Here is a 21,505-nt window from a genome sequence, read left to right on the forward strand (position 1 = left end):
ATGGCGGCCCTGCCTTCCCCATGCCGGCCCTGCTCTGCGCGCCGTTTGCGCCTTTGCCCCGTGTTTTCTTTTCGGAATCTTTTTTATATATCATTCTTCTATCCGTTATTATCCGGTAATAAGTACGCAAGTACGCTATAAGATACATATTCACCTTATCATCAAACGCTTATTCCCTGCGCCGTCATCCTGCCCCACGTTTCAAAAACGCGCCGTTATCTGCCCCCGCTCCGGCCTGTTCCACCTTGCGAAGCACTCTTCAAAACCCCACGCCCCCTTTCAATCCGCACAAAAGCGCGCCGTTCACGGACAGGAACAACGCTTATCAACCCATGAATGAAAGTATGAAAACATGTTTACTACTAAAAATCACATACTGGCAGGTTTTCTCCTATTGAAACTTCACTGTACTTCGTCAGTAAAAAGATATAAAACTTGACGATATCGCCCGGCATGCTACTGGTCTTTTCATCATACCTTTTAAGACATGTGCCACAGGCTTCTCATTTCCGATAAACAACGAAGTATTCTTACCAACGCCTGTAAAATGACTATTGATAACCCTGACATGGATACTCCCGGCATGGAGTTCAGTAGATCCGCAGTAGACTTCATCATTAGGCGGGATTGGAAAGTGGATGAAGTTCTTACCAGCATACACAAACACCTAAAATCTGGCTACAATGTTTACATCAAACCTTACAACACCCCACATGCTCGCCCCCGTTTCGGCTATGATTGCTCCCTTTGCCATGGCATAGACATTCAACAAGCTCTAAAGGATTTGACTCTTACTGTATACTTAGAGATGAAAGGGCGCACTCTCCCTACCGAAATTCCATTCCAAATTCGTATCCACCAGCATTCCACAGGATATAAATCTGCCATTCTACCCATTTTACCATCATGAGCAAAACCACCAACAGACCGTGCTATGAATGCAATGAAGGATATTATGAAAAAACCTTCATGGATCAGGAATATACTCTCCCAGACGGTTTTATAATTTTAATCCCAAATGTTCCTGTTCAACGTTGTAACCAGTGCGGAGATATTAGTATTTCTTACAAAACTGTTCTATGGATACAAAAATATATAGAACAACATAAGCATTTGATAGAAAAATTTTATTCATATATTAGTCAAGAAAATATCTATTCTTCCGAAAATATTCAGAAATCGTATTTTCATTTTAATAAAACCCTCAAACACTTTGAAATAAAAATAAACAAAAATATAGAGGATTATAACAAGAAGAACAACATATATAATTTTGATAAAATTATATTTAAATCTATTCAACATTTATCAAATGATTATATCCCTTATAATACATTTGAAAATACAGATATTCTTATCCCCTTAAAACAACAGGATAAATCTTCCGTTATTATTCCAATCAAAGACTATACAACATCACCTAATGATGAAGAATTATTGCTAGCGGCATAACCTAAAAAGAAACATTATGAGCCTTCCTAAAAATATCCCAGTTCTAGTCCACTATTATATTAATAACATTTCCTTTGATAGTGAAGAACCTGTAGAGCATGAAGAAAAAAAACACAATAATTCGGGAGAGCTTTCAATAGGTTTTGAGCTTGGAAAAAATGAAGATACTCCCACAGATTACAAACTTGCTCTTTTAATAAAAACAACCCCCGATTATCACCCTTCCACAAAAGTTTCTGCTAAAATTACAGGCTTTTTCAGATTTGAAGAAGAATGCCCTGAGGAAGAAAGAGAAAGAATGATTACCCTTCAAGGTCTGACAACTCTCTATAGCTTGCTCCGTGGCTATGTTGGTTCTCTTACGGCATCATCTCCTCTCGGTCTTACGATGCTACCCATGATTATGATGAAAGACGTTATTGAACAAGCGAGAGAAAAGCAAAAGGAATTATCTTCTCAAAAGAGTTCATAATCCCATCATTATTACCTGTAACGCAAAAAATAATATAGAATAAAAAACCCATGGTTTCCACCATGGGTTTTTTATTGATCGCGACGCAAAGACACAAAAAAGGCATCATGAACTGCTCATGATGCCGGAAGGAATAGAGAAAGTGGCATCGCGTACGGGACTCGAACCCGTGTTGCCCGCGTGAAAGGCGGGAGTCCTGGACCGCTAGACGAACGCGACTTTTAGGTTTGCAGGGACTGCGCCGGAGGCCAAAAGGCAAGAACTATTTACGCAGAACGGCAAAAAAACTCTCTCGGCCCTCATTATTCCTCATACTGATATACGGCCCAAGTATCGCCATCCCCTCTTTCCGTCCGCTCATAAACGCCTATTTTCTTGACCGTAACTTTAATGATTTCCCCTGTGGCAAGCGGCTTCTTAAAACCTACAAGCACAACCTTTTTCCCTCTCGTCTTAACTCTCACCTTTTTTAAGACCTCAATCTTTCCATTCCCTGCTTTCCGGCTTCTTTCTCCCAACTTCCCCATCTCTGAAGCCGGCCTCTCAATCCATTGCTTTTTCTCTTCGAATTTCACCTCATACATTAACACCCCCTTATTCAAATTCCGGTAAAATTCCAGATACTTCTTCTCTGATTTTGCTACCGCTCTTTCAGATTTAGGGAAAAGCATAATCTCACCCTTTTCTCTGGCGGCATATCCGCTTAAGGAACAAAGAAGGCACAAAAACATGATAAAGGTAAAAGCACGCATAACGAATCAATGATAAGTTTTACAATAGCAGATTGTCAAATTTTTCCAGTATAAAAAAAATAAATAATCATTTGAAGGCAACGCCTTGTGCGTCCTTGTCGGTAGAGAAAATATCAATCAGCACCCAAACACCGACGCAAGCAGGAAGCAAAATAAAAACAGGAAAAACAACAGCAAGAGCCCAGCCAAGCAACGTTCCCGCAAGCTGCAAACTTCCCTGTTTGCTATATCCGGCGTAATAGTTATGGATGCCAAACCCTCCTAAGAATAAAGCAAGCAAAATATAAACAACCCTGGATAACTGCGCCTTGTTCTGCGGAATCGGATGAGGGTACAGGGAAGCCACGGTAGCACTTAATCCATGATCTCTCAACGCTTCTTCCAACGTCACCCACTCCGGATTATTGATTTTTTCCGCAGGGCAAACCATAGTCATCATTTCAAGGCGGTTTTTAATTGCCAACTGCTGAAGAGTTCTCAACGCATAAGGGCCGGTGATCTCCCCCATTTCATCAACATAATATTCTTGCGGCATCATAGTTTTCACAGAAAAAAAAAAAAAATCGCTTCTAAAGTCAAGCAAAAAAGGAGGTGCGCCTCTCACCAAGCCACGGCTTTTTTATCCTCCCTTCCCGCCTACCCGGTGATAATCATTCAGGGCTACGGACACAGCAGTTAAGGCCTTAATCGCCCGCTCACACCATTCTCCGGGAGTTTCCCCCCTCAACGCCGCAGCCTGACGAATCATTTCCAGTTGCTCCGGCGTAAAATCCATACTGATTTCAACCTGCTTCGGTTGCTGCTCTTTCTCCATCAATTCGCGGAGCAACTTTTGCTTTTTTTCTGGAATCGGTTTTTTAGAAAACCAATTATCAACTGTTTTTTTGGAAACCCCCATCCGGGCGGCTAGCCAATCACGATCCTCCCCTTTTTCCCTCAAGAAGGATTTTAGTTGGTCTCTGAAGTCGGTCATGTGCTCAAGTTCTCAAAAGATGAAAAAAAATCAAACCCAAATTTCTACTTTCTCAAAAAGTGAGAAAATGATTGACGGATTATTCTCTTTTTGAGAAAAGAAAGCCATGGCTACGACATCATTACAAACCAACCTCATCATCCGGCTGAAGGAAGAAGACTTCCAGGCATTGGAAGGCATCGCTGAACACATCCACATCCCGGTGAAAGACCTGGTTCACGGAATCATCTCATACGCCCTGGATCAATATTCAAAATCAAAAACCACCACCCTCAACCGCCCCGCCGCCTGACACCATGAATAAACAACGCCGCAAAGAAATAGAAGACCTGCATGACAACCTCCAAAACCTTCTCGAAACGCCGGAAACGATCATGGAGGAAGAAGAAGAGTATAAAGATAACCTCCCGGAAAACATGCTCAATCGCATAGAGCAATCTGAAAATGCCATTTACTCCATGCAGGAAGCCTGGGAATGCATAACAAGTGCCATAAACACTCTCGAAGAAATTGAGTAATCCCATGAAAAAGACAAACCAATTTGACGACATCAAAGCAGGCGAACTTATTCGCTTCCTGAAAAATCCCATGCGAGGGAACAGCCCTAGAAATAACTGGTCATTCGGTATTGTGGCTTATCGCCTTAAAACCACTTTTTGCGTTTACCCTGTCGGAAGACCCTCATATTCAAAAGGCATCACTATCCGGTACGACGGAATGAACGGACCGGCGAAAGACGCCGTTCAAATTGCTTTCCGGTTGACGCCGGCAGAAATGAATCATCCCGACATTCAGGAGTATCTGCAAAAAACGGAAACCATTAAGCAACTGAACCAACAACTTTCTGAACTTCAGCAAAATCTGGAAAACGGAACTTCCAGCCTTTTCAGCAACTACCCGCTTCCAGAAAACAACTACCTTTAATCAAAACATGTCCGCTTCCTTTCCTACATATCAACCCCGGCTCTTATATATAGACCTGTTCTGCGGCGCGGGCGGCGTCACTACCGGAGTAAGCCGGGTGCCCGGCGTGCAGGTAGTGGCCTGCGTCAACCATGACGCAACGGCCATAGCGTCCCACGCGGCCAATCACCCGGCCGCCCTCCATTACACGGAAGACATCAGAACCTTGGACATCTCGCCCATTGCCGCACGCGTTGCCATGCTCCGCCTGCGTTACCCCGATACTAAAGTAGTATTATGGGCATCCTGTGAATGTACTAATTTCAGCCGCGCGAAAGGCGGCAAGACGCGCGATCCGGACAGCCGCAGCCTTGCGGAGCACCTTTACCGTTACATTAAAGCCCTGCAACCGGACTATATTCAGATTGAAAACGTAACGGAATTCCTTGAATGGGGCCCCATGCTGGAAAAGGACGGAAAACTGGTGCCAGACAAGGCCCGCAAAGGAGAATCCTTTAAGTTATGGTTTTCCCATATTTTAGACATGGGATATTCCGGGGACTGGCGCATCTTTAACGCTGCGGATTTTGGTGCCTACACCTCCCGGAAACGCCTGTTTGTCCAGTTCGGACGCTACGGCCTTCCCCTGGCATGGCCGGTTCCCACCCATTCCCGCGAAAACTGGAAACCGTGCAGGGACGTTCTTGACCTTGATGACTTCGGCCAATCCATTTTCACGCGGAAAAAACCCCTCTGTGATGCCACCTTGCGCCGCCTGACGGAAGGAATCAAAAAATTTGCCCGGCCTCAATTCATCTTCCGGTACATGTCAGGCCCCGGTCATGTGCATCCGCTGGAAGCTCCCTGCGTTACCGTCTGCACACAGAAAAACCTGTATCTTGCGGCCGGAAAATTCATGGATAACTATTACGGCCAGGGTTACGCCACTTCCATTCATGCGCCCGTGGGAACCCTTTGCACCAAACAGCAGAAATATCCGGTCACGGCCATCTTCATGGCTTCCTACTATTCCGGAGGCGGCCAGATCTCCGCAACGGAAACTCCATGCCCTGCTCTCACCACGGTTCCTAAACCGCGCGTTGTTCAATGCCAATTTCTGGATCAGCAATTCGGCAAAAGCAAACCGGCATCATTAAACCGGCCCAGCCCGGCCATCATGACCAATTCGCATTACTCCGTCGCCACGGCATCCTTCATCCGCGCCATGATGCGCCCCGGAGTTAAAGGGCTTGTGTACCCGCTGGACAAGCCCATGAAAACCCTGCTCACAAGGGATTATTTTTACCTGGACACATGCCGTTACACCGGATGCCCCAATTACAGCCAGGACGCCCCAGGAGACACGGAAGCCATGCTGACCCTCAAACGGGCCATGCGGGAAAGGGGCATTGCGGATATTTGCATGCGCCCGCTCTCCATCCGTGAATGCCTCCGCGTCATGGGATTCCCTGAAGATTACAAACTTTGCGGCACGCAAACCCAGCAAAGGAAATTCATAGGGAACGCCGTAGAAGTCCACATGGCCTATGAAATGGCTCTGTCCCTGCACAACGCCCTGAAGAATCAATACACCCTCAACCAGAAAACCGCTTAATCAAATATCACTATGAAAGCTCCGGCCAAAAGAAGGAAATACGGCCTTAACGTATGGAAAGCCCACTTAAAAATTGACGCCATGCACATTGAAGCAATGTATGACGGCTCCATAGTCAAGGATATATGCACCGGCTCCATCGGCAACAACTGGAAGGAAATTAAAAGAAAAATACTCAACCGGAAAAGAAGGGAAAAATGAAGCTGACACCTGAACAGAAATCGATCCTGGCCTATGGAGAAACCCGCGGCATCCTGAAAGAGCGGAAAAGCTTAATGCGTTTCACGGAAGGCTCCGGGGAATGCAGCGATTATCACGGAGAGCCACGGATGATGTACGGCGTTGAAGAAGCCATCCGTGACGCATGGCAGAAGCGGGCCGCACGCCGGGCGTGGAATCCTCCGGAAGGCAGGACATGCGGAAATTGCGAAAACGGATACAATTATCACCGCTCTTCTCCATGCTGGAAATGCTTGCGCAACGCCGCCGCGGAACATTATCAGTTCCTGTTCCTACAAGACAACTGGGAGCCAAGAAAGGAGGCTAGCAATGATTAACATCCTCTTATCCGTCAGGCGGCCTTTCTCCGAGAAAATTTTGTCCGGGGAAAAGAAATGGGAACTGCGTAAAAATGCGCCACGCCTCAACAAAGGCGACTCCGTCACACTGTGGCTTTACGAATCCGGCATGGATGGGACACGGGGCATCATCGGCAAGTGCCGTTTAGTTGTCACTGCTGGACTTCGACCATATCCCCCAAAGGGAATTTTAGAATGGACCATGAAGCAAGCTTGCGTGACGGAAGAGCACCTGCGGAATTACCTGCCTTGCTCCGTCTGGGGCGTTCAGGATCCCGTGCGGCTCTCTCATGCTGTGCCGCTCTCTGTCATCGGCATGACCCGCCCGCCGCAGTCCTGGCGTTATATCACTAACGAGCAAGCGGCGATACTGGAAAGGAGGGGTGAATAATGCCAATCAAAGATAAATCGAAATATCCGCCTGACTGGAAGTTTATCAGCCTCCGCGAACGACACCGCGCCGGAAACAAGTGTGAACTCTGCCAAGCAACAAACCATCAGGCACACCCCATTACAGGAAGCAAGGTTATTCTCACCGTCCATCATATCCAATACTTGGAAGGACCGGAAAACAACGCCTATCCGAATTTAATCGTTCTTTGCCAACGTTGCCACAACCGGCTAGATCTCGGAATGAGAATCAGAAACGCCCGGGAAACTCGAAAGACAAAAACGGCGCCATTAGATGACCTATTAAATATAAAAAAGTTATCATAAATTACACCCTTAAAAAACGCCAAAACGGCGCCATCTTCAAAAAAAACACTCAAAACAGAATCACATCAAAACCTATCCGGCTAGCACAAACAAACTTACAAATAAAATACGAATATGAAAAATGAATCTGAAATACACATCTATACGGCATCTTTCGGGAAAAATCCTAGTGTTTTAATAAATACTACTAGCACATTTGCACTGGAGTTACTTAGAAAATTAGAGAACACCGCAGAAAAAAAAGATATTATATTTATCAAGGATGAACAGAATTTGCCATGGCTCGCCTTAAAAACAGACAAGATTATATTTTATGTATGGAACAATCAAATACTCAAAATACACTTTTCATAAACTATCAAATTAAAAAATTATGTATGTTTATAAAATAGAAACAAGTTACATTGAAGACAACTTCACCTCTTGCCAATGCTGCGGAAACTGCCAGCTATGGGCCCCGGAACAGAAAATTGACTACAAAATCAATGCCGCCGATCCGGACATTACCGACACTACAGTAACGGCCACCCCCCTCAATTTAGGAGCCTGCATCATCAGCCGCCGCACCGGGAAGGACGGGGAAACCTGTTACTTGCAAACCCACCGGACTTCCGGAACCTTTTGCCGCTACCACATCCCAACATCACCCTACGCCGAACACATCAAACGCCACGGCCTCCCCTGCACGGCCATCACCCCTTATATCATCCACCTCTAACCACCCACACACCAATGACCCAAAAAGAAAAAGAAGAACTCCGCAACTTGCCGAGCAACTCCCCGCGACTGCTTAACCAGACCCAGCTTGCCGCCGCGCTTGGAGTTACCATGGCTTTCACCTCCGCAATGAAAAAATGGGGCTGCCCGTTCCCAGGCGGCCGCATCCTGATTAAAGACGCCCTGGCATGGCTCAAAGCAAACCCGGAATTCCGCCCGTACAAAGAACGCAAAAGCCCTACCGGCCCCCACGGCATCCCGCAATGCAACCTTGACGCCTACAAAACATCACCTAATTGAGCCACATCACGCGCTTTAAGCTTCCGATAAATCGCATGAACCAGTTCCGAGGCATGCCCCACATATTGCATACACTGCCCTTCAGAAAATCCTGCGCGCGCCAGCCGGGTCACTACCGTTACCCGCGTACAATGGAAACTCAAATCAGGCATCCCCAAATCGTCAAAAAACTGGCACCATTGCTTGCTTGCGTTCCCCGGCAACTTAACCAGGGAGGAACGCCCCTCCCGCATGGCCTTTTCCGCAATCGGCCTAACGTCACGATGCAACGGAGCCTCGTGCATCCGGCCGCCCTTACCAAGAAAACGGATAGTATCATGTTCCAGATCCACCCGTTCCACGGGCACCTGAACTTCCTTCAGCCGGCATCCCTGCTTCATGGCAATCATGAAAGAATCCCGCATCCATTCCGGAGCCTCTTTCAAGGCTTCCACAATGCGCCGTTCTTCTTCTTTCGTGATTTCCCTTTTCTCCCGCGCCGGGTCTTTTCTCAAGCCCATGTGATAACACGGGTTTGCGAAAATATAGCCCTTCCTTACCGCCTCCGTCATGATGCGCCCCAGCACCTTCAGCTCCAGAATGGCACTATTGCGGGTACACGCGCGCCAACCGTACTCCTTAGCCATGGCCGCATCCGTCCGGAAAGCCACATAATCTTTCAACAGGTTATAATCCACTTCCCCCGGATGCTGAACATCCCGGAGCCTGAAAAACAAATCCAAATGCCTCCACGCCACCTGATAACGGCGGCGCGTGCCTTCACGTTGAAACTCTTCCAGGAACGCCGGCACCCACGCCTTGAACAACTGGCGGCCATCTTCATTCCGGGCCATCTGTTCCTCTTTCTCCAGTCCGCGCACATATTCCAGAATACGCCGCAGGGCCCCAGGCTGGTCATGCCTGATTTTTGTCGCACGGTATTTCCGCCGCCCATCCGGACGCATCACGCCAACCCAATAATAGGGACTATCCTTGCGCTTGTAGTAGGACGCCATAGGAGAAACGTAGTACAGCGTAGTAAATCCATCAACAACAAACATAAAAAACCTAGTAAAAACATGACAAAATACCCCCTGAATATATGCCGGAATAACTCGCGGGTTCGATTCCCGCTCCCGCCTCCAAGATGTTGTCAAAGCCGGTTCAAGTCGCGTTCGTCTAGCGGTCCAGGACTCCCGCCTTTCACGCGGGCAACACGGGTTCGAGTCCCGTACGCGATGCCAGCTTTTCTTTTTTCCGACTTGCACCGGAATCTTTTTTATGCCATCCCCGCGGGATGATTCTGGATTTTTTCTCCTGTTGTGGTACAGTAGCTTCCGTCATGGCAGCCCAGAACGATATTATGCTGAACGGATCCCCGTACGAACTGGCGGAACCCTGTTCCGTCTCCCGGCTTCTGGAACTTTTGAACATGAAAGGCAAACCCGTCGTCGTGGAACACAACGGGGCCGCGCTCCTGCCGCAGGATTTTTCCCGGGTGACGGTTTCTCCCGGCGACCGGGTGGAAATTGTCTCCATCGTCGCCGGCGGCTAGGGTTCCGCTTTCTGGAACAGTCTTTTCCAATCCGTCATCGCCATGCCATCCATCCACGTCATGTCTCCCACCCTTGCCAGCCAAGTGGCGGCAGGAGAAGTAGTGGAGCGCCCCGCCTCCGTTGTGAAGGAACTGGTGGAAAACAGCCTGGATGCAGGAGCCAAATTCGTACGGGTGGAGATACGCCGCGGAGGCGTGGGCATGATCAAGGTGACGGACGACGGCAGCGGCATGTCACGGGCAGACGCCGAGCTGTGCACCAAACGGCACGCCACCAGCAAACTTTCTTCCCTGGAGGAGCTTTTTGAAATCACACACCTGGGATTCCGCGGAGAGGCTCTGCCCAGCATTGCCAGCGTTTCCCGCTTCAAACTCTGTACCAGGCAGCAGCAGGATCTGGAAGGCTGGGAAATACGCATTGACGGCGGCCTGGAACACGAACCGAGAAGCTCAGGCGTCTCTCCCGGCACCGCCATTGAGGTGGCCGACTTGTTTTACAATACTCCAGCGCGCCGCAAGTTCCTCAAATCCGCAGAAACGGAAGCTTCCCATGTGGAGCACCAGATACGCCTGCATGCCCTGGCTTATCCCCAAGTACGGTTTGCCTATAAACGGGACGACCAGCTTGTTTTTGACCTTCCCGCCACAGCGGATCTGCGCGTCCGCATTTCCGCACTGACGGATGCTGCCACAGCGGCGGCCCTGATTCCGATAGAAACGACCATCGGCCCCGGTATTTCCATCACGGGATTCCTGCTTCCTCTTTCCGAAGCCAGACGCACCAGAAAAGGGCAGTACGTCTTTATGAACACGCGCCCCGTGGAGGACCAGCTCATTAACAGGGCCATTCGGGACGGCTATGGAGGCTTCCCCACCGGACTGCATCCGGCGCTTTTTTTGTATATGGAGGTGGAGCCCGCTCTGGTGGACGTCAATGTGCACCCCGCCAAGAAGGAAGTGAGATTCCGCCGTTCCGCAGACGTGGTAAATACCATTGTGGAAGCCATAGCCAACACTCTTCAAAAGCACGCCCGGCAGGAAATCCACGCTGCCGCCGCGCCGGAGCCGGAGAGAACTCTTCCTCCTGCCCATTCTACCACCGCGCCGTATGGGGAAATACCCGCCCGTTCCACCAACCCCGGTTCTGCTTTCCCGGCGGCCGCCAGACCGGCCCCTGCTTCTTCCGCCGCCCAACCGCCGCTTTCCTCCTCTGCCAGACAATCCCATGGGCCTGTCCCTCCCCCTACCCTCCGGGCCATTCCCTTGAAACAGGTTCCCGCCACCCAGGGGAAACTGGATTTTCACCGTCAGGAGGATGAAGAAACGGCACGAAACGCCCATGAAAACGCAGCTTCAGAAAGGGATGCCTCCGCCGGATTTTCCTATCTGGGAACACTCCGCCAGCAATTCGCCCTGTTTGAAACGCCGGAAGGCCTGGTTCTGATGCATCCCAAGGCGGCCCGGGAACGCATCATATTTGAACGGCTGCGCGCACGCCGGGAAGCCCCCATGCCGTCCCAGCAGCTTCTGGATCCGGTGGTGCTGGATCTGGACCCGCGGGATTTTGCCGTCATCCGGCAGTTCGCCCCGCATTTTGACCAGGCCGGCATGGTCGTTACGCCCTTTGGACAGAATACCATCAGAATAGAATCCATCCCCGCACTGCTGGAACTGGAAAACGCACGCGCTTTTCTCCTGGAGCTGGTGGACCGTCTCACCCAGTCCGAATTCAGCCGAAATGCCAAACGCGTGGCTTATGAGACCTTCATTGGGGAATTTGCCAGAAAATCCGCCTGGAGGGAGCGCATTTCCCCTCACCGGGCCCCTGCCATCCTAAAGGATTTGCTTGCCTGTGAAGTGCCGTACTGCACCCCGGGGGGCAAACCCACGCTGGTGAATTATTCCGTTCCGGAAATTAAACGTAAATTCGGCCTACAGGCATAAGGGAACCTTGTTTTCCAGAAAACAGGCTGAAACGCTGCAAGATTTTACGGCGAACGGAAAATATGCAGCCAAAGACGGATTGATGCCCGCTTCTGCGGTATATTATTTTCCCTTACCGATACTCAGTTTTATTTCAGCCGCAGTAAGGGGCAGAAACTCTCCCTGGCAACAGGGATCATTTTATCCTGTCCGGCTTACGGACACCTTTTCCGTCTTGTCCGCCAGAACTCTGGCATTTGGACGCATCCTCCCGCATACAACAGGGAGCTTGCTCTTGGCAAGGAAGTTTCCCGCGTTTATACTGCAGCCTTCCAGATAAATTCCCAACCATGCCAGACTCTCCCCCCAGCACCTCCCCCGCTCCGCGCATTGCTGAAACTGCCGCCGGGAAAATTCTGGCGGGCCTGCTGGCCCTTTTTTACATCTTCCTGGCAACGACGGCGGCAGGCGGGGAATGGCACACCCTTTTCCTTCCCGCCTGCTTTCTGGCGGCAGCCCTCCTGCTGTTCTGCTTCTGTATTCTCCGGGGATACAAGATTCCCAGCCCCGGACTGCCGGGCTGGCTGGCCCTGGGTCTGGGAGGCGGCTATTTCCTTGTCCGGGCATGGTTTTCCCCCTGGTTTTATTATGAGAGCGTAGCGGATCTGGGCCTTATCGCCACGGCCATCGTCATGTTCGCGGCGGGAACGTATGCCGGAGCCGGAAACGGGGAAAAGAGTATTCTTCCCGTACTGGCTGCGGCATTGGGGCTGCTGAATGCCCTGCTGTGGGGGTATCAGAACATAACGGGAACGGAAGCCTCCTGGTTCAGACCGGATTATTCCCTGTTCGGCACGGAAATCCGCAACATCGGATTGTTCGGATACAAAAATTTTTCCGCCCATTTCCTGTCCGTCACCGGTTTTTTCCTTTGCGCATACAGCATGGCTTCCGCCAGAAAATGGGGCATCCGCCTATTCACAGGATTGGCGCTCATCCTCGTTTCCTTCACGTGCGGCTCGCGGTCCGCCTTCCCAAACGCCCTGGCTGGCGTAACCCTGTGCTTCTTTATTTATACCTCCAGCGTTTTCCGCAATAACAGAAAATTTTACACGGCGTCCATCCTCTTTATTATCCTGCTTTTCCTGGGCACGTCCTATGCCGTGCTGGATTTGTCCCGGGGGGCGGGCAGGCTTACCGCCCTTCTGGATACATTTTCCTTCGGCAACCGGCTGGACCTGTCCAAACTGGCCTGGGCGCTGGCGGACCAGGCTCCGCTGTTCGGTCACGGCAGCCGGATGTACACCAATCTTTCCACGGAGTTTTTCTCCGGAGCCAACCTCCCCAATTTTGCCCACCACGAATACGCACAAGCCGCCTGCGACTACGGCTATGCCGGGCTGGGGCTGATGCTGGCTCTGCTGGCCCTGTTTCTTATTTCCGGACTCCGGAGCGTTCTGAAATTGTCGGGAGAACATCAACGGCCCAATCCCCTGGGACCGGCGGCGTTCTGCGTATTGTGCATCGCCGCTTTCCACGCCTATGGGGAATTCATCTGGCATAACCCTGCCTTGCTTGGAGCCAGCGCCCTATGCGGCGGCATTACCTGCACGGCCCCTCTTTCCAGGGTGAAGGCTTCGCGCCGAGTCGGCCGCTGGCTTCAAGCGACCGCCGCACTGCTGATGGCCATATTGGCTCTGTGTTATGCGTTTCTGGCTTTTCCGGTCTGGAAAAACTCCCTTCAAGCCGTCCCGGCTTCCTCCAGCAATCGGCTGCCCATGCTGGAAGCAGCCGCCTCCTGCAGCCTGGACCCGGATTTGGTGCGGCGCAACATTCTGCATGCCGCAGGCAGTTCTCCCCCCCCAAGCCCAGCCCGGCTCAAAGTATTGGAGCATCAGGAAGAAAAAGCGGAACGCCTGAGCCCCGGGAACCACGGCCTGACGGCGGCTAAAAGCCTCCTTTACATCCTCCAGGGACGCCTCACGGAAGCGGAACAGCTGCTCCGCCCGTACGTAGAGAGTCCCGGCAGGTTTGACGACCGCATGTTCGCCTGGACTACCATTTACAATAATATGCTGTATTCCTGGAGTACGGCCATTGCTGCCCAGTCCCCAGGACGCGCCCTGTCCATGGCCATGACGGCCCAGCGCCTGATGTCCGCCCAAACGGACCGGTGGCTGTATTATGGGGCCCTGGATCCTGAAGTCAGGAAAAAACACTACTCGCGCCTCAATGAGCTCAAGATGCTCATCATGATGCTCCAGGCCCGCAGAACGACGCCCGACCCCTCCTGGAGGAAATAGTATTCCGGAGAATCGGGGAAAAGGAATCTGTGCAGCAACCGTTATATCCTTTTTCCAGAGAAGCCGCTCCATACAGAAGTTTCCCCGTCTTATCCGGTTTCTTTTTTACCGGATTCCACGTCAGCTTATTTGTCCACGGAACACAGAGCGTACTGCAGCCAGAAAGATGAAAAGCCGACAGCTGGCGTAGCAAGTCCGCACAGGCGTTACGCCGGAATTTTAAGCGGCTTCAGCTATCTTCCGCCGGAAGCGGCAGCCTCTCCGGAACAGAACCGTTTGTTTCTTTTTCCCCCAACTGCGGACTGCCTCTGTTGGCGGTCCCGTAAAACGCATGTCCCGACGCAGCTCAACAGAAAAAAACTTTCCCGGCTCTATTCCTTTATCGAATCTTTTTGTATGAACATAACCATCAAACGAATTTATGACCCCAAGGAACCCGGAGACGGCTACCGCGTCCTGGTGGACCGGCTCTGGCCCCGCGGCATTTCCAAGGAAAAAGCTTCCTGGGACGAGTGGCTGAAGAACATAGCTCCATCCACGGCGCTCCGCCAGTGGTTTGCCCATGATCCAGTCAGATGGGACGCATTCCGCAAAAAGTACGATGAGGAACTGGATGGAAACGGAGAAGCCGTTTCCCATCTGCTCCGGCTGGCGCGGAAAGGGAAGGTTACGCTGCTGTACTCCGCCAGAAACACGGAGCACAACGAAGCTGCGGCTCTAAGGGATTACCTTTTGCAACGGTTTGCTTCATAAATAGAAGCATATTCCTGCACAAACTCCATCCGCAAGCCCCAAATGCTGTCACGGGAACCTATGATACGGCAGGATTTCTTCTCTCGTTCATGAACAAGCGAAGAAAATGGAAAGGAGGTGAATACAACATGGCCAGCAGTTCCCACATGGGTGGAAGTCATAAGGGCAATTCCAAAAAACGCTCCGAGACTACCACAAGCAAAACCGGGCGGCGCATCAAACGCGATGCTTCAACCGGGCAGTTTATGAGCGATAAAAGCTCAGGCTCCAAGGAAAAACATTAATGCCCGCGAGTTTTCCGCCTGATTCAGGCTCCGGATCCGGTCCGGAGCCTTTTTATTTTTCTCCGCATCCGGAACACGAGGAAGTCTTCCGCCATCCACTCAGGCCTAATTCTTCAAAAGCCCGAAGACCCATCGCTTCAGGGGCTTTCCGGTCTCCGCGAATCACAACGGCAAAAGGCTCTTCCCTGCCCGGAACGTAATACGCAGCCCGCAGAACCAGTTCCTCTCCATCCGGATGGGCGTAAACACCCACGGGCGTGGAACAGTTCGCACCCAGACGTACCAGGAAAGCCCGTTCCGCCAGCGCACAGGCAAAAGATTCCGGATCATTGATGCCTTCCAGCATTTCCGCCGTCTCCCTGTCCGAGGAACGGCATTCCATTCCAACGATGCCCTGCCCCACAGCAGGAATAAAAACTTCCACCGGCAGAGGACGCATGTAAAGTTTTCTTCCTTCCACAAGGGTTTCCGGCGCGTACAGCCCCAGGCGTTCCAAACCGGCCCTGGCCAGAATCACGGCATCCCAGCCGGGCTGTTCCACCAGCTTTCCCAAACGCGTAGGCACATTCCCCCGCAGGTTTTCAAACCGCAGGCCGGAACCCCAGTACGTGCGCGCCATCAGGCGTCGGCGCACGCTTCCGGTAGCCAGCGTTCCGGAACCGTTCCAGTCCGGTTCTTTCGTGATAAGCACATCCTCCACGGCAGCACGGGGCAAGACGGCGGCCAGCGTGAAGCCGGCGGCAAGCTCGCTCGGCACATCTTTGAGGCTGTGCACCGCTACGTCAATGCGGCCATCCCGGAGGGCGGTTTCCAGTTCCTTAATGAAGATCCCCTTGTCCACCATGCCGGAAACGCGGGCCACATCCGCCAGAGGAACATCCGTGCGGCGGTCTCCAATAGTATGGATGATTTCACAGCGCACGTCCAGTTCCGGATAACGGAGGGAAAGGGCAGCACGGACCATATCCGCCTGGGCCAGGGCCAGGGCGCTCCCGCGGGTGCCGATGATGAGGGTATTTTTACTGGTCATAAAGAGCGGAATCCGGAAAATATCTGGAGATGCTGTCCCGGATGATGGCCTCGCACCGGGAAACCTCCTGCTCCCGGCTGCGCTTGGCTTCATCCGCCAGCTGGGTGAGGGTATCAATATCGTAGAGATACACTTCGTCAATATCCGCCACGTCCGGAGAAATGTTGCGCGGCACGGAAATATCAATCAAAAAGAGGGAGCGGTATTTACGGGAGGCGCGCAAAGGCAGAAGCGTTTCCCGGGTGATGATGCAGTGGGGAGCAGCGGTGGCGGCCACCACCACGTCAATATCCCTGAGATAGTTCCCCCACACGTCATACCGGATGGCCTGGCCGCCGATCATGCCCGCCAGCTCTACCGCACGGTCAAAGGAGCGGTTGGCCACATAAATGCCCTCAGCACCCCGGGCATGCAGGGCGCGCCCCGTAACGCGGCTCATCTCGCCCGCCCCCAGAATAAGGACGCGGGTGCCGGAAAGGTCCCCGAAAATTTGTTCCGCCAGCTCCACTGCCACGGATCCCACGGAGGTTGCCCCGGCATGAATCTGGCTTTCCGTCCGCACTTTTTTACCGATAGTAAAGGCTTTCTGAAAGGTTTTGTTGGCGCAGGCCGCAGTTACCCCGGCATCCAGGGCCGTCTGGTAAGCCGTTTTTACCTGGCCGAAGATTTCCGTTTCCCCCAGCACCATGGAATCCAGGCCGCTCAGCACGCGGCACAGATGGCCTAGAGCATCTTCTCCCTGATGGCTGTAAAAATAAGAAGCCATATCCAGTTCCCCGCGCCCATCACCCAGAAAATGGGATAAAATGTGCTCCTGCGCATTTTCCGGAGCGTTGGACCAATAATAAATTTCCATGCGGTTGCAGGTGGAAAGCACAACGCACTGGTCCACTCCAGGAAGGGAACGGATGCGCTGTCCTTCCTCCCGGAGCTTATGGGACGGCACGGCAAACCGCTCCCGTATTTCCACGGGAGCGGTCCGGTGATTCAAGCCTAAACAAACCATTCTCATCAGCTTACCAGGAAAATGCTCATGGATGCAATAAAGAGGGCCACGCAGCAGCAGGCCAACATCCTTCCCGGAATGCCGCGGCGGTAGATGAACCACAGCAGGACGCTGTAGCCTGCCGTGAGAAGAATGACAATGGAGGTCTTGGCCGCATTAATGGGGAGATTCCCCCGCCACCCAAGCCATTCCCCAAGCAGAAGAAGGAGGAATGCCACAAGAACCAGGCGCTTCATGCTGGCTTCCAGTGTACGGATGGGAGGAAGCACACGGCAGGTGCCGGGAATCCGGTGTCTTTTAAGACATTCATTCTGCATGCAGAACGCCGCCCCCGCGGCAGCGGCCAGGCCGCCGGCTCCGTAGGACATCATGGCTATGCCCACATGCGCCGTCACCCAGAAGTCATGCGTGCCCTGCACGTCCGCTCCGGAACGGCCTATCAGCAGGGAAAAAACCGTCAGCACGGCAATAGCCGGAGCCGTAAAGATGCCAAGCACGGACATTCGGTAAGCACGTCCCAGCATCAGATAAAAGAGATTGATGCTCCAGGAGAGGAAGAAGAGCACCTCTGAAGCGCCGCGGATGGGACACATTCCCGTCTGGTACGCTTTGACGCATAGCGCCCCTGTCTGGAGAACAAAGAGGCACGCCATCCAAAGATGGGCATATAAAAACCGCCGACCGGAAGCCAGCAGGCGCCATCCCAGCCCTGTGAAAGCCAGAGAAAGGATGAGAGAGGCAACGGCCCACCAGTTATCGTTCATAAATCCGGCGCGGAAATGGTTCAGGAACGCAAATCGCGCTCAATGACGGCATATGCCTGGTGGTTATGGATGGATTCAAAATTTTCCGCTTCCACCCGGTACCAGCTGAAGGCGGAATGACTCTGCGTTTTCAACGCCACGTTGCGCACCAGATCTTCCACAAAGACAGGGTTTTCATAAGCTTTTTCCGTCACCCATTTTTCATCCGGCCTTTTCAGCACGCTGAACAGGGAGCAGCTCGCGCAGGATTCCACCAGGTCAATCAGGTCTTCAATCCAGACGGGCCTGGAGGCAAAACGCACGGAATAAGTAACCAGCCCGCGCTGGTTGTGGGCTCCGTAGGCACTCATGGCCTTGGAGCAGGGGCAAAGTGTCGTCACGGGAACGATAACTGTCAGCTTGAAATCAGCCAGTTTGTTGTTCGCTTCCGCCTCCATCTCAAACCGGACAACGTAATCCATGAGCCCTTCAATTCCGGTCACAGGAGCGTTTTTGGAGCGGAAAAACGGGAATTCCATTTCCACATGGGAACGGCGGGCGGACAGACGGCGGAGCAGTTCCCGCGGAATGGCCAGGGCCGTATGCACATCCAGCAAGGGGCCATGCTGGTGCAACGCTTCCACAAAACGGCTCATATGGGTGCCCTTGAATTCTTCCGGCAGATCCACCGCCAGAGAAACCGTCGCCACGGTGGACTGGATGCGGTTGAGCTTGTCCTGTATCTGGATGGGGAAGCGCAACCCTTTTACGCCCACCCGGTCAATGGAAATATTGCGCGTATCCGCCTCGGACTGGGTATCTTTCAGTTCCTGCATGGAAAAAGAGGATGATGGGTGGAAATAAAACGGGAGTCTGCCCTGTTACCGGACAAACTCCCGCCTGCAAAGACAATTCTACCGAAAGAGATTTTCCTTGGGGCTTGTTACGGCAGAAGGTTGATGGAACGGGCCCGCTTGATTTCACGGGTTATCTTGCGGTGAATCTTGGCGGACAGCCCGGTCACACGGCGGGGAAGAATCTTGCCGGTTTCAGAGGTGAACTTGGACAGAAAATCAGGGTTGAGCAGATTGACCTGATCCATCGGGATGTCGAGACGGCGGCGCGGCATCTGACGATTGCACGTGCGGAAACGAATACGGCGTTCTACAGTCTTGGGTTCAGTGGACATAATAATAAAGATAATCGATAAGCCGAACCAGTTAACGCATTTCACGATGAAGCGTACGGCGCTTCAGGAAAGGATTGTACTTAATCTTTTCCAGGCGGCCGGGAGTACGCAGGCTTTTTTTATTGCGCGTGGTGACGTAGCGGGACGTAGGCTTTCCTTCGGCTTTGGCCTCGGTGCATTCGAGGATGATGATGTCTCTTGGCATGATGAAAATGTGTTACGGGGGAGGATTTATACACTATTCTTCGTCATCGTCAAGAGAAACAGATAAATCTACATCATTTTGTCCTCCGGCAAAGCCCAGGGCCACTCTGGGACGGAACCTGGCATTCTGGCCTTTTTCCTTTTCCCACTGGGCCTGGCATTCCACGGTAAGCCGCGCAAAGGGGATGGCCTCCAGACGCAGGATGGGAATGACCTTGTATGACATTTCGCAGATGCCATATGTTCCGTTGTCAATGCGGGCGAGCGCCTGTTCGATTTCATACAGGCCGTCCTGCTCTTTGGAAAGCAGGCTGAGCGCAAAATCACGGTCATAGGCGTCACTGCCGGCATCCGCCTGGTGCTCCCCGGAGCCGGAAGCCTCACTGCCTTCCGGATGATTCCGGAGAGTATCGCGGGCCACGCCGCTCATGTTGTCCAGAGCCCTGTCGCGCAAGTCCAGCAGATGCTGGCGCTGCATCTGCACAAAAGGCTCCCATTCGGGGTTGGCGGCCAGTTCGGCCCTGGCGGCGGCAATGGCTTCCGCCTGTTCATCCGTCAATTCATTTTTCGCGGGAGCGGGAACCGGGGCAACAGGAGCGGGAGCGGTTTTCTTAACCGGAGCCTTTCTGGCCGTTTTCGGCGCAGGCTTCTTTTCCATTTCAGCCGCGGCGGCGGCAGCCTCTTTGGCGGGCTTGGCGGCTTTTTCCGGTTCAGACGCCTTTTTCCTGCAGCATTTCTTCTTGGCGGGAGCCTCCAGGTCTACAGCGGTCTTGCAATCGGACTTCCCGCAGGTCTTTTTCTTGGAAGCCGGAACTTCCTTGGCGACGGTCTTGCTATTGGTTTTCTTGGGAGTAGGCATAGGAGGTGTCTCTATGGGCTGAGGTTGACAATATTTCACGAACAGAGGGCAGAACCCGCCCCGCTGACTAGACTATGAGACATTACAAACGCCCAAATGTTCATTCAAGAAAATTCAGTGATGAAACAAGTCATTTCCCCCCCTTTTGCACCCTCTATTTTCCTGTCGGGATTTTACCGGGAACATACTTCTTTTAACCTTTTCAACGCCCGATAAAATTCTATATTGGCGTTATATGACAGCTTCAACCATTCCCTCCATCGGCATTGACTTCGGAGGCACCTCCATCAAGATGGGGGTCGTCAAGGGCGCGGAAGTAATCGCCCACGCTCCTTCGATAGCCACCCAGGAATACGGCAATCCCGATCAACTGATTGAAGCCATAGCCCAGTTCGTGAATATGCTGCGGCTGAATCACCCGGAAGTGCAGGCCATCGGCATGGGAATGCCGGGGTTCGTCAATTTTTACCAGGGGACCGTTTATACGCTTACCAACGTGCCCGGCTGGAACAACGTTCCGGTACGGGACATGCTCCAGGCCGCCTGCGGACTGCCCGTATACGTGGAAAACGACGCCAACTGCATGGCTTATGCGGAATGGAAGCTGGGCGCCGGAAAAGGAAAAAGACATCTGGTCTGCCTGACCCTCGGCACCGGCGTTGGCAGCGGCCTGATCGTGAACGGAGAACTTCTGCGCGGGTCTACCTGCTCCGCCGGGGAGCTGGGGCAGACGAGCATCGACTACCGGGGGCGCCTGGGCCATTACGGCAACCGCGGCTCCCTGGAGGATTATGTAGGCAACCGGGAAATAGCTGCGGATGCACGCACGCTTTACGCCAGCCACGGCATTGACAAGGCCATTGTGGACTGCAACCCCATCGCTTTGGAACGGGCCGCATTGGCGGGTGATGAAGTGGCTGAACAAGTATGGCGGGACCTGGCCGTAAAACTCTCCTGCGCCCTGATGAATTGCTGCTATCTCCTGAACCCGGAAGCCATCATCATCGGCGGGGGCGTGGCCAAGGCCAAAACCCTGCTTTTCCAGCCCCTGCAGGAAATCATGAAAGCCCAGCTCGCCGCCCCTCTGGTGGAATACCTTGAAATCCTTCCCGCCCAGTTCGGTACGGAGGCGGGTATCCTGGGGGCCGCCCATCTGGCCCTCAACACCCACTTCGGAGAAACATTCCGGGCCTGATCT

29 protein-coding genes and 2 tRNA genes are annotated in these 21,505 nt (G+C 52.4%); 19 read left to right on the plus strand and 12 right to left on the minus strand.

Translation table 11 applies throughout. From position 1 onward, the window contains the following. Positions 1 to 547 precede the first annotated feature (547 nt). From BHW66_RS04215 to BHW66_RS04225, 3 genes are read left to right on the plus strand one after another with little or no spacing between them, the layout of a single operon-like run. Complete coding sequence (locus BHW66_RS04215; RefSeq protein ID WP_102753064.1) at positions 548 to 910, plus strand: hypothetical protein; 363 nt, start codon at positions 548 to 550, stop codon at positions 908 to 910. Continuing rightward, positions 907 to 1,452, plus strand: a complete 546-nt coding sequence (locus BHW66_RS04220; protein ID WP_102753063.1) for a YgiT-type zinc finger protein — start codon at positions 907 to 909, stop codon at positions 1,450 to 1,452. The genes BHW66_RS04215 and BHW66_RS04220 overlap by 4 nt, the downstream gene beginning before the upstream one ends. A gap of 16 nt (positions 1,453 to 1,468) precedes the next feature. Further along, positions 1,469 to 1,924: a protein-export chaperone SecB gene (locus BHW66_RS04225; protein ID WP_102753062.1), complete on the plus strand. Its 456-nt coding sequence runs from the start codon at positions 1,469 to 1,471 to the stop codon at positions 1,922 to 1,924. Between the two features lie 143 nt (positions 1,925 to 2,067). Here BHW66_RS04225 and BHW66_RS04230 read toward each other — a convergent pair. The 4 genes from BHW66_RS04230 to BHW66_RS04245 all read right to left on the minus strand — a co-directional run bounded on the left by BHW66_RS04230 (position 2,068) and on the right by BHW66_RS04245 (position 3,649). Next, positions 2,068 to 2,143: transfer RNA gene (locus BHW66_RS04230), tRNA-Glu, on the minus strand. Positions 2,144 to 2,226: 83 nt separating this feature from the next. Next, complete coding sequence (locus BHW66_RS04235) at positions 2,227 to 2,595, minus strand: hypothetical protein (protein WP_094153284.1); 369 nt, start codon at positions 2,593 to 2,595, stop codon at positions 2,227 to 2,229. Between the two features lie 148 nt (positions 2,596 to 2,743). Continuing rightward, complete coding sequence (locus tag BHW66_RS04240; protein ID WP_102735078.1) at positions 2,744 to 3,214, minus strand: TM2 domain-containing protein; 471 nt, start codon at positions 3,212 to 3,214, stop codon at positions 2,744 to 2,746. An 81-nt stretch (positions 3,215 to 3,295) separates the two neighbouring features. Continuing rightward, entirely contained in the window at positions 3,296 to 3,649 is a 354-nt protein-coding gene (locus BHW66_RS04245) for a hypothetical protein (RefSeq protein WP_102745019.1), read from the minus strand. Between the two features lie 106 nt (positions 3,650 to 3,755). Between BHW66_RS04245 and BHW66_RS04250 the strand changes: the two genes are divergently transcribed. The 9 genes from BHW66_RS04250 (at position 3,756) to BHW66_RS04290 (ending at position 8,479) form a co-directional block, all read left to right on the plus strand. Next, complete coding sequence (locus BHW66_RS04250) at positions 3,756 to 3,941, plus strand: hypothetical protein (protein ID WP_102733896.1); 186 nt, start codon at positions 3,756 to 3,758, stop codon at positions 3,939 to 3,941. A 4-nt stretch (positions 3,942 to 3,945) separates the two neighbouring features. Next, entirely contained in the window at positions 3,946 to 4,167 is a 222-nt protein-coding gene (locus BHW66_RS04255) for a hypothetical protein (RefSeq protein WP_102753061.1), read from the plus strand. A gap of 4 nt (positions 4,168 to 4,171) precedes the next feature. Beyond that, entirely contained in the window at positions 4,172 to 4,573 is a 402-nt protein-coding gene (locus tag BHW66_RS04260; RefSeq protein ID WP_146023473.1) for a hypothetical protein, read from the plus strand. Positions 4,574 to 4,580: 7 nt separating this feature from the next. Then, positions 4,581 to 6,167 (plus strand): DNA cytosine methyltransferase, encoded by a 1,587-nt coding sequence (locus BHW66_RS04265; RefSeq protein WP_102753059.1) that lies wholly within the window; start codon positions 4,581 to 4,583, stop codon positions 6,165 to 6,167. Between the two features lie 12 nt (positions 6,168 to 6,179). Further along, positions 6,180 to 6,368 (plus strand): hypothetical protein, encoded by a 189-nt coding sequence (locus BHW66_RS04270; RefSeq protein WP_102743595.1) that lies wholly within the window; start codon positions 6,180 to 6,182, stop codon positions 6,366 to 6,368. Next, complete coding sequence (locus tag BHW66_RS04275) at positions 6,365 to 6,724, plus strand: hypothetical protein (RefSeq protein WP_102733902.1); 360 nt, start codon at positions 6,365 to 6,367, stop codon at positions 6,722 to 6,724. Before BHW66_RS04270 ends, BHW66_RS04275 begins: the two co-directional genes overlap by 4 nt. Further along, a complete protein-coding gene (locus BHW66_RS04280) occupies positions 6,717 to 7,136 on the plus strand; it encodes an ASCH domain-containing protein (RefSeq protein WP_102735072.1) in 420 nt (139 codons plus the stop codon). The genes BHW66_RS04275 and BHW66_RS04280 overlap by 8 nt, the downstream gene beginning before the upstream one ends. 699 nt (positions 7,137 to 7,835) lie before the next feature. Next, on the plus strand, positions 7,836 to 8,180 hold the full coding sequence (locus BHW66_RS04285) for a hypothetical protein (RefSeq protein ID WP_102733906.1): 345 nt from the start codon (positions 7,836 to 7,838) through the stop codon (positions 8,178 to 8,180). A gap of 14 nt (positions 8,181 to 8,194) precedes the next feature. Next, a complete protein-coding gene (locus tag BHW66_RS04290; RefSeq protein WP_102733907.1) occupies positions 8,195 to 8,479 on the plus strand; it encodes a hypothetical protein in 285 nt (94 codons plus the stop codon). Here the strand turns inward: BHW66_RS04290 and BHW66_RS04295 are convergent. Then, positions 8,458 to 9,474: a tyrosine-type recombinase/integrase gene (locus tag BHW66_RS04295; protein WP_164917349.1), complete on the minus strand. Its 1,017-nt coding sequence runs from the start codon at positions 9,472 to 9,474 to the stop codon at positions 8,458 to 8,460. The two genes, BHW66_RS04290 and BHW66_RS04295, sit on opposite strands and share 22 nt — an antisense overlap. Before the next feature lie 152 nt (positions 9,475 to 9,626). Between BHW66_RS04295 and BHW66_RS04300 the strand changes: the two genes are divergently transcribed. The 6 genes from BHW66_RS04300 (at position 9,627) to BHW66_RS04325 (ending at position 15,276) form a co-directional block, all read left to right on the plus strand. Next, positions 9,627 to 9,702: transfer RNA gene (locus tag BHW66_RS04300), tRNA-Glu, on the plus strand. A gap of 53 nt (positions 9,703 to 9,755) precedes the next feature. Next, the gene (thiS, locus tag BHW66_RS04305) at positions 9,756 to 10,013 is read left to right on the plus strand and encodes a sulfur carrier protein ThiS (protein ID WP_022198640.1); all 258 of its coding nucleotides are present in this window, start codon (positions 9,756 to 9,758) and stop codon (positions 10,011 to 10,013) included. A gap of 42 nt (positions 10,014 to 10,055) precedes the next feature. Then, a complete protein-coding gene (mutL, locus tag BHW66_RS04310; protein WP_102738079.1) occupies positions 10,056 to 11,957 on the plus strand; it encodes a DNA mismatch repair endonuclease MutL in 1,902 nt (633 codons plus the stop codon). Positions 11,958 to 12,286: 329 nt separating this feature from the next. Next, positions 12,287 to 14,239 (plus strand): O-antigen ligase family protein, encoded by a 1,953-nt coding sequence (locus tag BHW66_RS04315; protein ID WP_046436017.1) that lies wholly within the window; start codon positions 12,287 to 12,289, stop codon positions 14,237 to 14,239. A gap of 396 nt (positions 14,240 to 14,635) precedes the next feature. Beyond that, positions 14,636 to 14,992, plus strand: a complete 357-nt coding sequence (locus BHW66_RS04320; RefSeq protein ID WP_012419149.1) for a DUF488 domain-containing protein — start codon at positions 14,636 to 14,638, stop codon at positions 14,990 to 14,992. Positions 14,993 to 15,081: 89 nt separating this feature from the next. After that, entirely contained in the window at positions 15,082 to 15,276 is a 195-nt protein-coding gene (locus BHW66_RS04325) for a hypothetical protein (protein ID WP_046436015.1), read from the plus strand. 52 nt (positions 15,277 to 15,328) lie between these two features. Here BHW66_RS04325 and hemC read toward each other — a convergent pair whose 3' ends face one another. The 7 genes from hemC to BHW66_RS04360 all read right to left on the minus strand — a co-directional run bounded on the left by hemC (position 15,329) and on the right by BHW66_RS04360 (position 20,307). Beyond that, on the minus strand, positions 15,329 to 16,306 hold the full coding sequence (gene hemC, locus BHW66_RS04330; RefSeq protein WP_215833580.1) for a hydroxymethylbilane synthase: 978 nt from the start codon (positions 16,304 to 16,306) through the stop codon (positions 15,329 to 15,331). Next, complete coding sequence (hemA, locus tag BHW66_RS04335) at positions 16,296 to 17,297, minus strand: glutamyl-tRNA reductase (RefSeq protein WP_237970441.1); 1,002 nt, start codon at positions 17,295 to 17,297, stop codon at positions 16,296 to 16,298. The genes hemC and hemA overlap by 11 nt, the downstream gene beginning before the upstream one ends. A 20-nt stretch (positions 17,298 to 17,317) precedes the next feature. Next, positions 17,318 to 18,076, minus strand: a complete 759-nt coding sequence (ccsA, locus tag BHW66_RS04340; protein ID WP_046436010.1) for a cytochrome c biogenesis protein CcsA — start codon at positions 18,074 to 18,076, stop codon at positions 17,318 to 17,320. A 20-nt stretch (positions 18,077 to 18,096) separates the two neighbouring features. Continuing rightward, positions 18,097 to 18,891, minus strand: coding sequence for a GTP cyclohydrolase FolE2 (gene folE2 / locus BHW66_RS04345; protein ID WP_012419153.1), 795 nt, complete (start codon positions 18,889 to 18,891; stop codon positions 18,097 to 18,099). 107 nt (positions 18,892 to 18,998) lie between these two features. Continuing rightward, a complete protein-coding gene (gene rpsR, locus BHW66_RS04350) occupies positions 18,999 to 19,244 on the minus strand; it encodes a 30S ribosomal protein S18 (protein WP_046436007.1) in 246 nt (81 codons plus the stop codon). A 31-nt stretch (positions 19,245 to 19,275) separates the two neighbouring features. Next, positions 19,276 to 19,449 carry a 50S ribosomal protein L33 gene (gene rpmG, locus BHW66_RS04355; RefSeq protein WP_012419155.1) on the minus strand — a complete coding sequence of 58 codons (174 nt, stop codon included), beginning with the start codon at positions 19,447 to 19,449 and terminating at the stop codon, positions 19,276 to 19,278. Between the two features lie 33 nt (positions 19,450 to 19,482). After that, positions 19,483 to 20,307 carry a TraR/DksA family transcriptional regulator gene (locus BHW66_RS04360; protein WP_022198647.1) on the minus strand — a complete coding sequence of 275 codons (825 nt, stop codon included), beginning with the start codon at positions 20,305 to 20,307 and terminating at the stop codon, positions 19,483 to 19,485. 235 nt (positions 20,308 to 20,542) lie between these two features. Here BHW66_RS04360 and BHW66_RS04365 point away from each other — a divergent pair, with 235 nt between their 5' ends. Beyond that, positions 20,543 to 21,502 (plus strand): ROK family protein, encoded by a 960-nt coding sequence (locus tag BHW66_RS04365; protein ID WP_022198648.1) that lies wholly within the window; start codon positions 20,543 to 20,545, stop codon positions 21,500 to 21,502. The last annotated feature ends 3 nt before the right edge of the window (positions 21,503 to 21,505 follow it).

Source organism: Akkermansia sp. 54_46 (assembly GCF_001917295.1).
Taxonomy (GTDB): Bacteria; Verrucomicrobiota; Verrucomicrobiia; order Verrucomicrobiales; family Akkermansiaceae; genus Akkermansia; species Akkermansia muciniphila.

Coding starts and splice junctions, on each gene's coding strand:
- BHW66_RS04215 (WP_102753064.1), top strand. CDS start 548: ATGACTATTGATAACCCTGACATGGATACTCCCGGCATGGAGTTCAGT.
- BHW66_RS04220 (WP_102753063.1), top strand. CDS start 907: ATGAGCAAAACCACCAACAGACCGTGCTATGAATGCAATGAAGGATAT.
- BHW66_RS04225 (WP_102753062.1), top strand. CDS start 1,469: ATGAGCCTTCCTAAAAATATCCCAGTTCTAGTCCACTATTATATTAAT.
- BHW66_RS04235 (WP_094153284.1), bottom strand. CDS start 2,595: ATGCTTTTCCCTAAATCTGAAAGAGCGGTAGCAAAATCAGAGAAGAAG.
- BHW66_RS04240 (WP_102735078.1), bottom strand. CDS start 3,214: ATGATGCCGCAAGAATATTATGTTGATGAAATGGGGGAGATCACCGGC.
- BHW66_RS04245 (WP_102745019.1), bottom strand. CDS start 3,649: ATGACCGACTTCAGAGACCAACTAAAATCCTTCTTGAGGGAAAAAGGG.
- BHW66_RS04250 (WP_102733896.1), top strand. CDS start 3,756: ATGGCTACGACATCATTACAAACCAACCTCATCATCCGGCTGAAGGAA.
- BHW66_RS04255 (WP_102753061.1), top strand. CDS start 3,946: ATGAATAAACAACGCCGCAAAGAAATAGAAGACCTGCATGACAACCTC.
- BHW66_RS04260 (WP_146023473.1), top strand. CDS start 4,172: ATGAAAAAGACAAACCAATTTGACGACATCAAAGCAGGCGAACTTATT.
- BHW66_RS04265 (WP_102753059.1), top strand. CDS start 4,581: ATGTCCGCTTCCTTTCCTACATATCAACCCCGGCTCTTATATATAGAC.
- BHW66_RS04270 (WP_102743595.1), top strand. CDS start 6,180: ATGAAAGCTCCGGCCAAAAGAAGGAAATACGGCCTTAACGTATGGAAA.
- BHW66_RS04275 (WP_102733902.1), top strand. CDS start 6,365: ATGAAGCTGACACCTGAACAGAAATCGATCCTGGCCTATGGAGAAACC.
- BHW66_RS04280 (WP_102735072.1), top strand. CDS start 6,717: ATGATTAACATCCTCTTATCCGTCAGGCGGCCTTTCTCCGAGAAAATT.
- BHW66_RS04285 (WP_102733906.1), top strand. CDS start 7,836: ATGTATGTTTATAAAATAGAAACAAGTTACATTGAAGACAACTTCACC.
- BHW66_RS04290 (WP_102733907.1), top strand. CDS start 8,195: ATGACCCAAAAAGAAAAAGAAGAACTCCGCAACTTGCCGAGCAACTCC.
- BHW66_RS04295 (WP_164917349.1), bottom strand. CDS start 9,474: ATGGCGTCCTACTACAAGCGCAAGGATAGTCCCTATTATTGGGTTGGC.
- thiS (WP_022198640.1), top strand. CDS start 9,756: ATGATTCTGGATTTTTTCTCCTGTTGTGGTACAGTAGCTTCCGTCATG.
- mutL (WP_102738079.1), top strand. CDS start 10,056: ATGCCATCCATCCACGTCATGTCTCCCACCCTTGCCAGCCAAGTGGCG.
- BHW66_RS04315 (WP_046436017.1), top strand. CDS start 12,287: ATGCCAGACTCTCCCCCCAGCACCTCCCCCGCTCCGCGCATTGCTGAA.
- BHW66_RS04320 (WP_012419149.1), top strand. CDS start 14,636: ATGAACATAACCATCAAACGAATTTATGACCCCAAGGAACCCGGAGAC.
- BHW66_RS04325 (WP_046436015.1), top strand. CDS start 15,082: ATGAACAAGCGAAGAAAATGGAAAGGAGGTGAATACAACATGGCCAGC.
- hemC (WP_215833580.1), bottom strand. CDS start 16,306: ATGACCAGTAAAAATACCCTCATCATCGGCACCCGCGGGAGCGCCCTG.
- ccsA (WP_046436010.1), bottom strand. CDS start 18,076: ATGAACGATAACTGGTGGGCCGTTGCCTCTCTCATCCTTTCTCTGGCT.
- folE2 (WP_012419153.1), bottom strand. CDS start 18,891: ATGCAGGAACTGAAAGATACCCAGTCCGAGGCGGATACGCGCAATATT.
- rpsR (WP_046436007.1), bottom strand. CDS start 19,244: ATGTCCACTGAACCCAAGACTGTAGAACGCCGTATTCGTTTCCGCACG.
- rpmG (WP_012419155.1), bottom strand. CDS start 19,449: ATGCCAAGAGACATCATCATCCTCGAATGCACCGAGGCCAAAGCCGAA.
- BHW66_RS04360 (WP_022198647.1), bottom strand. CDS start 20,307: ATGCCTACTCCCAAGAAAACCAATAGCAAGACCGTCGCCAAGGAAGTT.
- BHW66_RS04365 (WP_022198648.1), top strand. CDS start 20,543: ATGACAGCTTCAACCATTCCCTCCATCGGCATTGACTTCGGAGGCACC.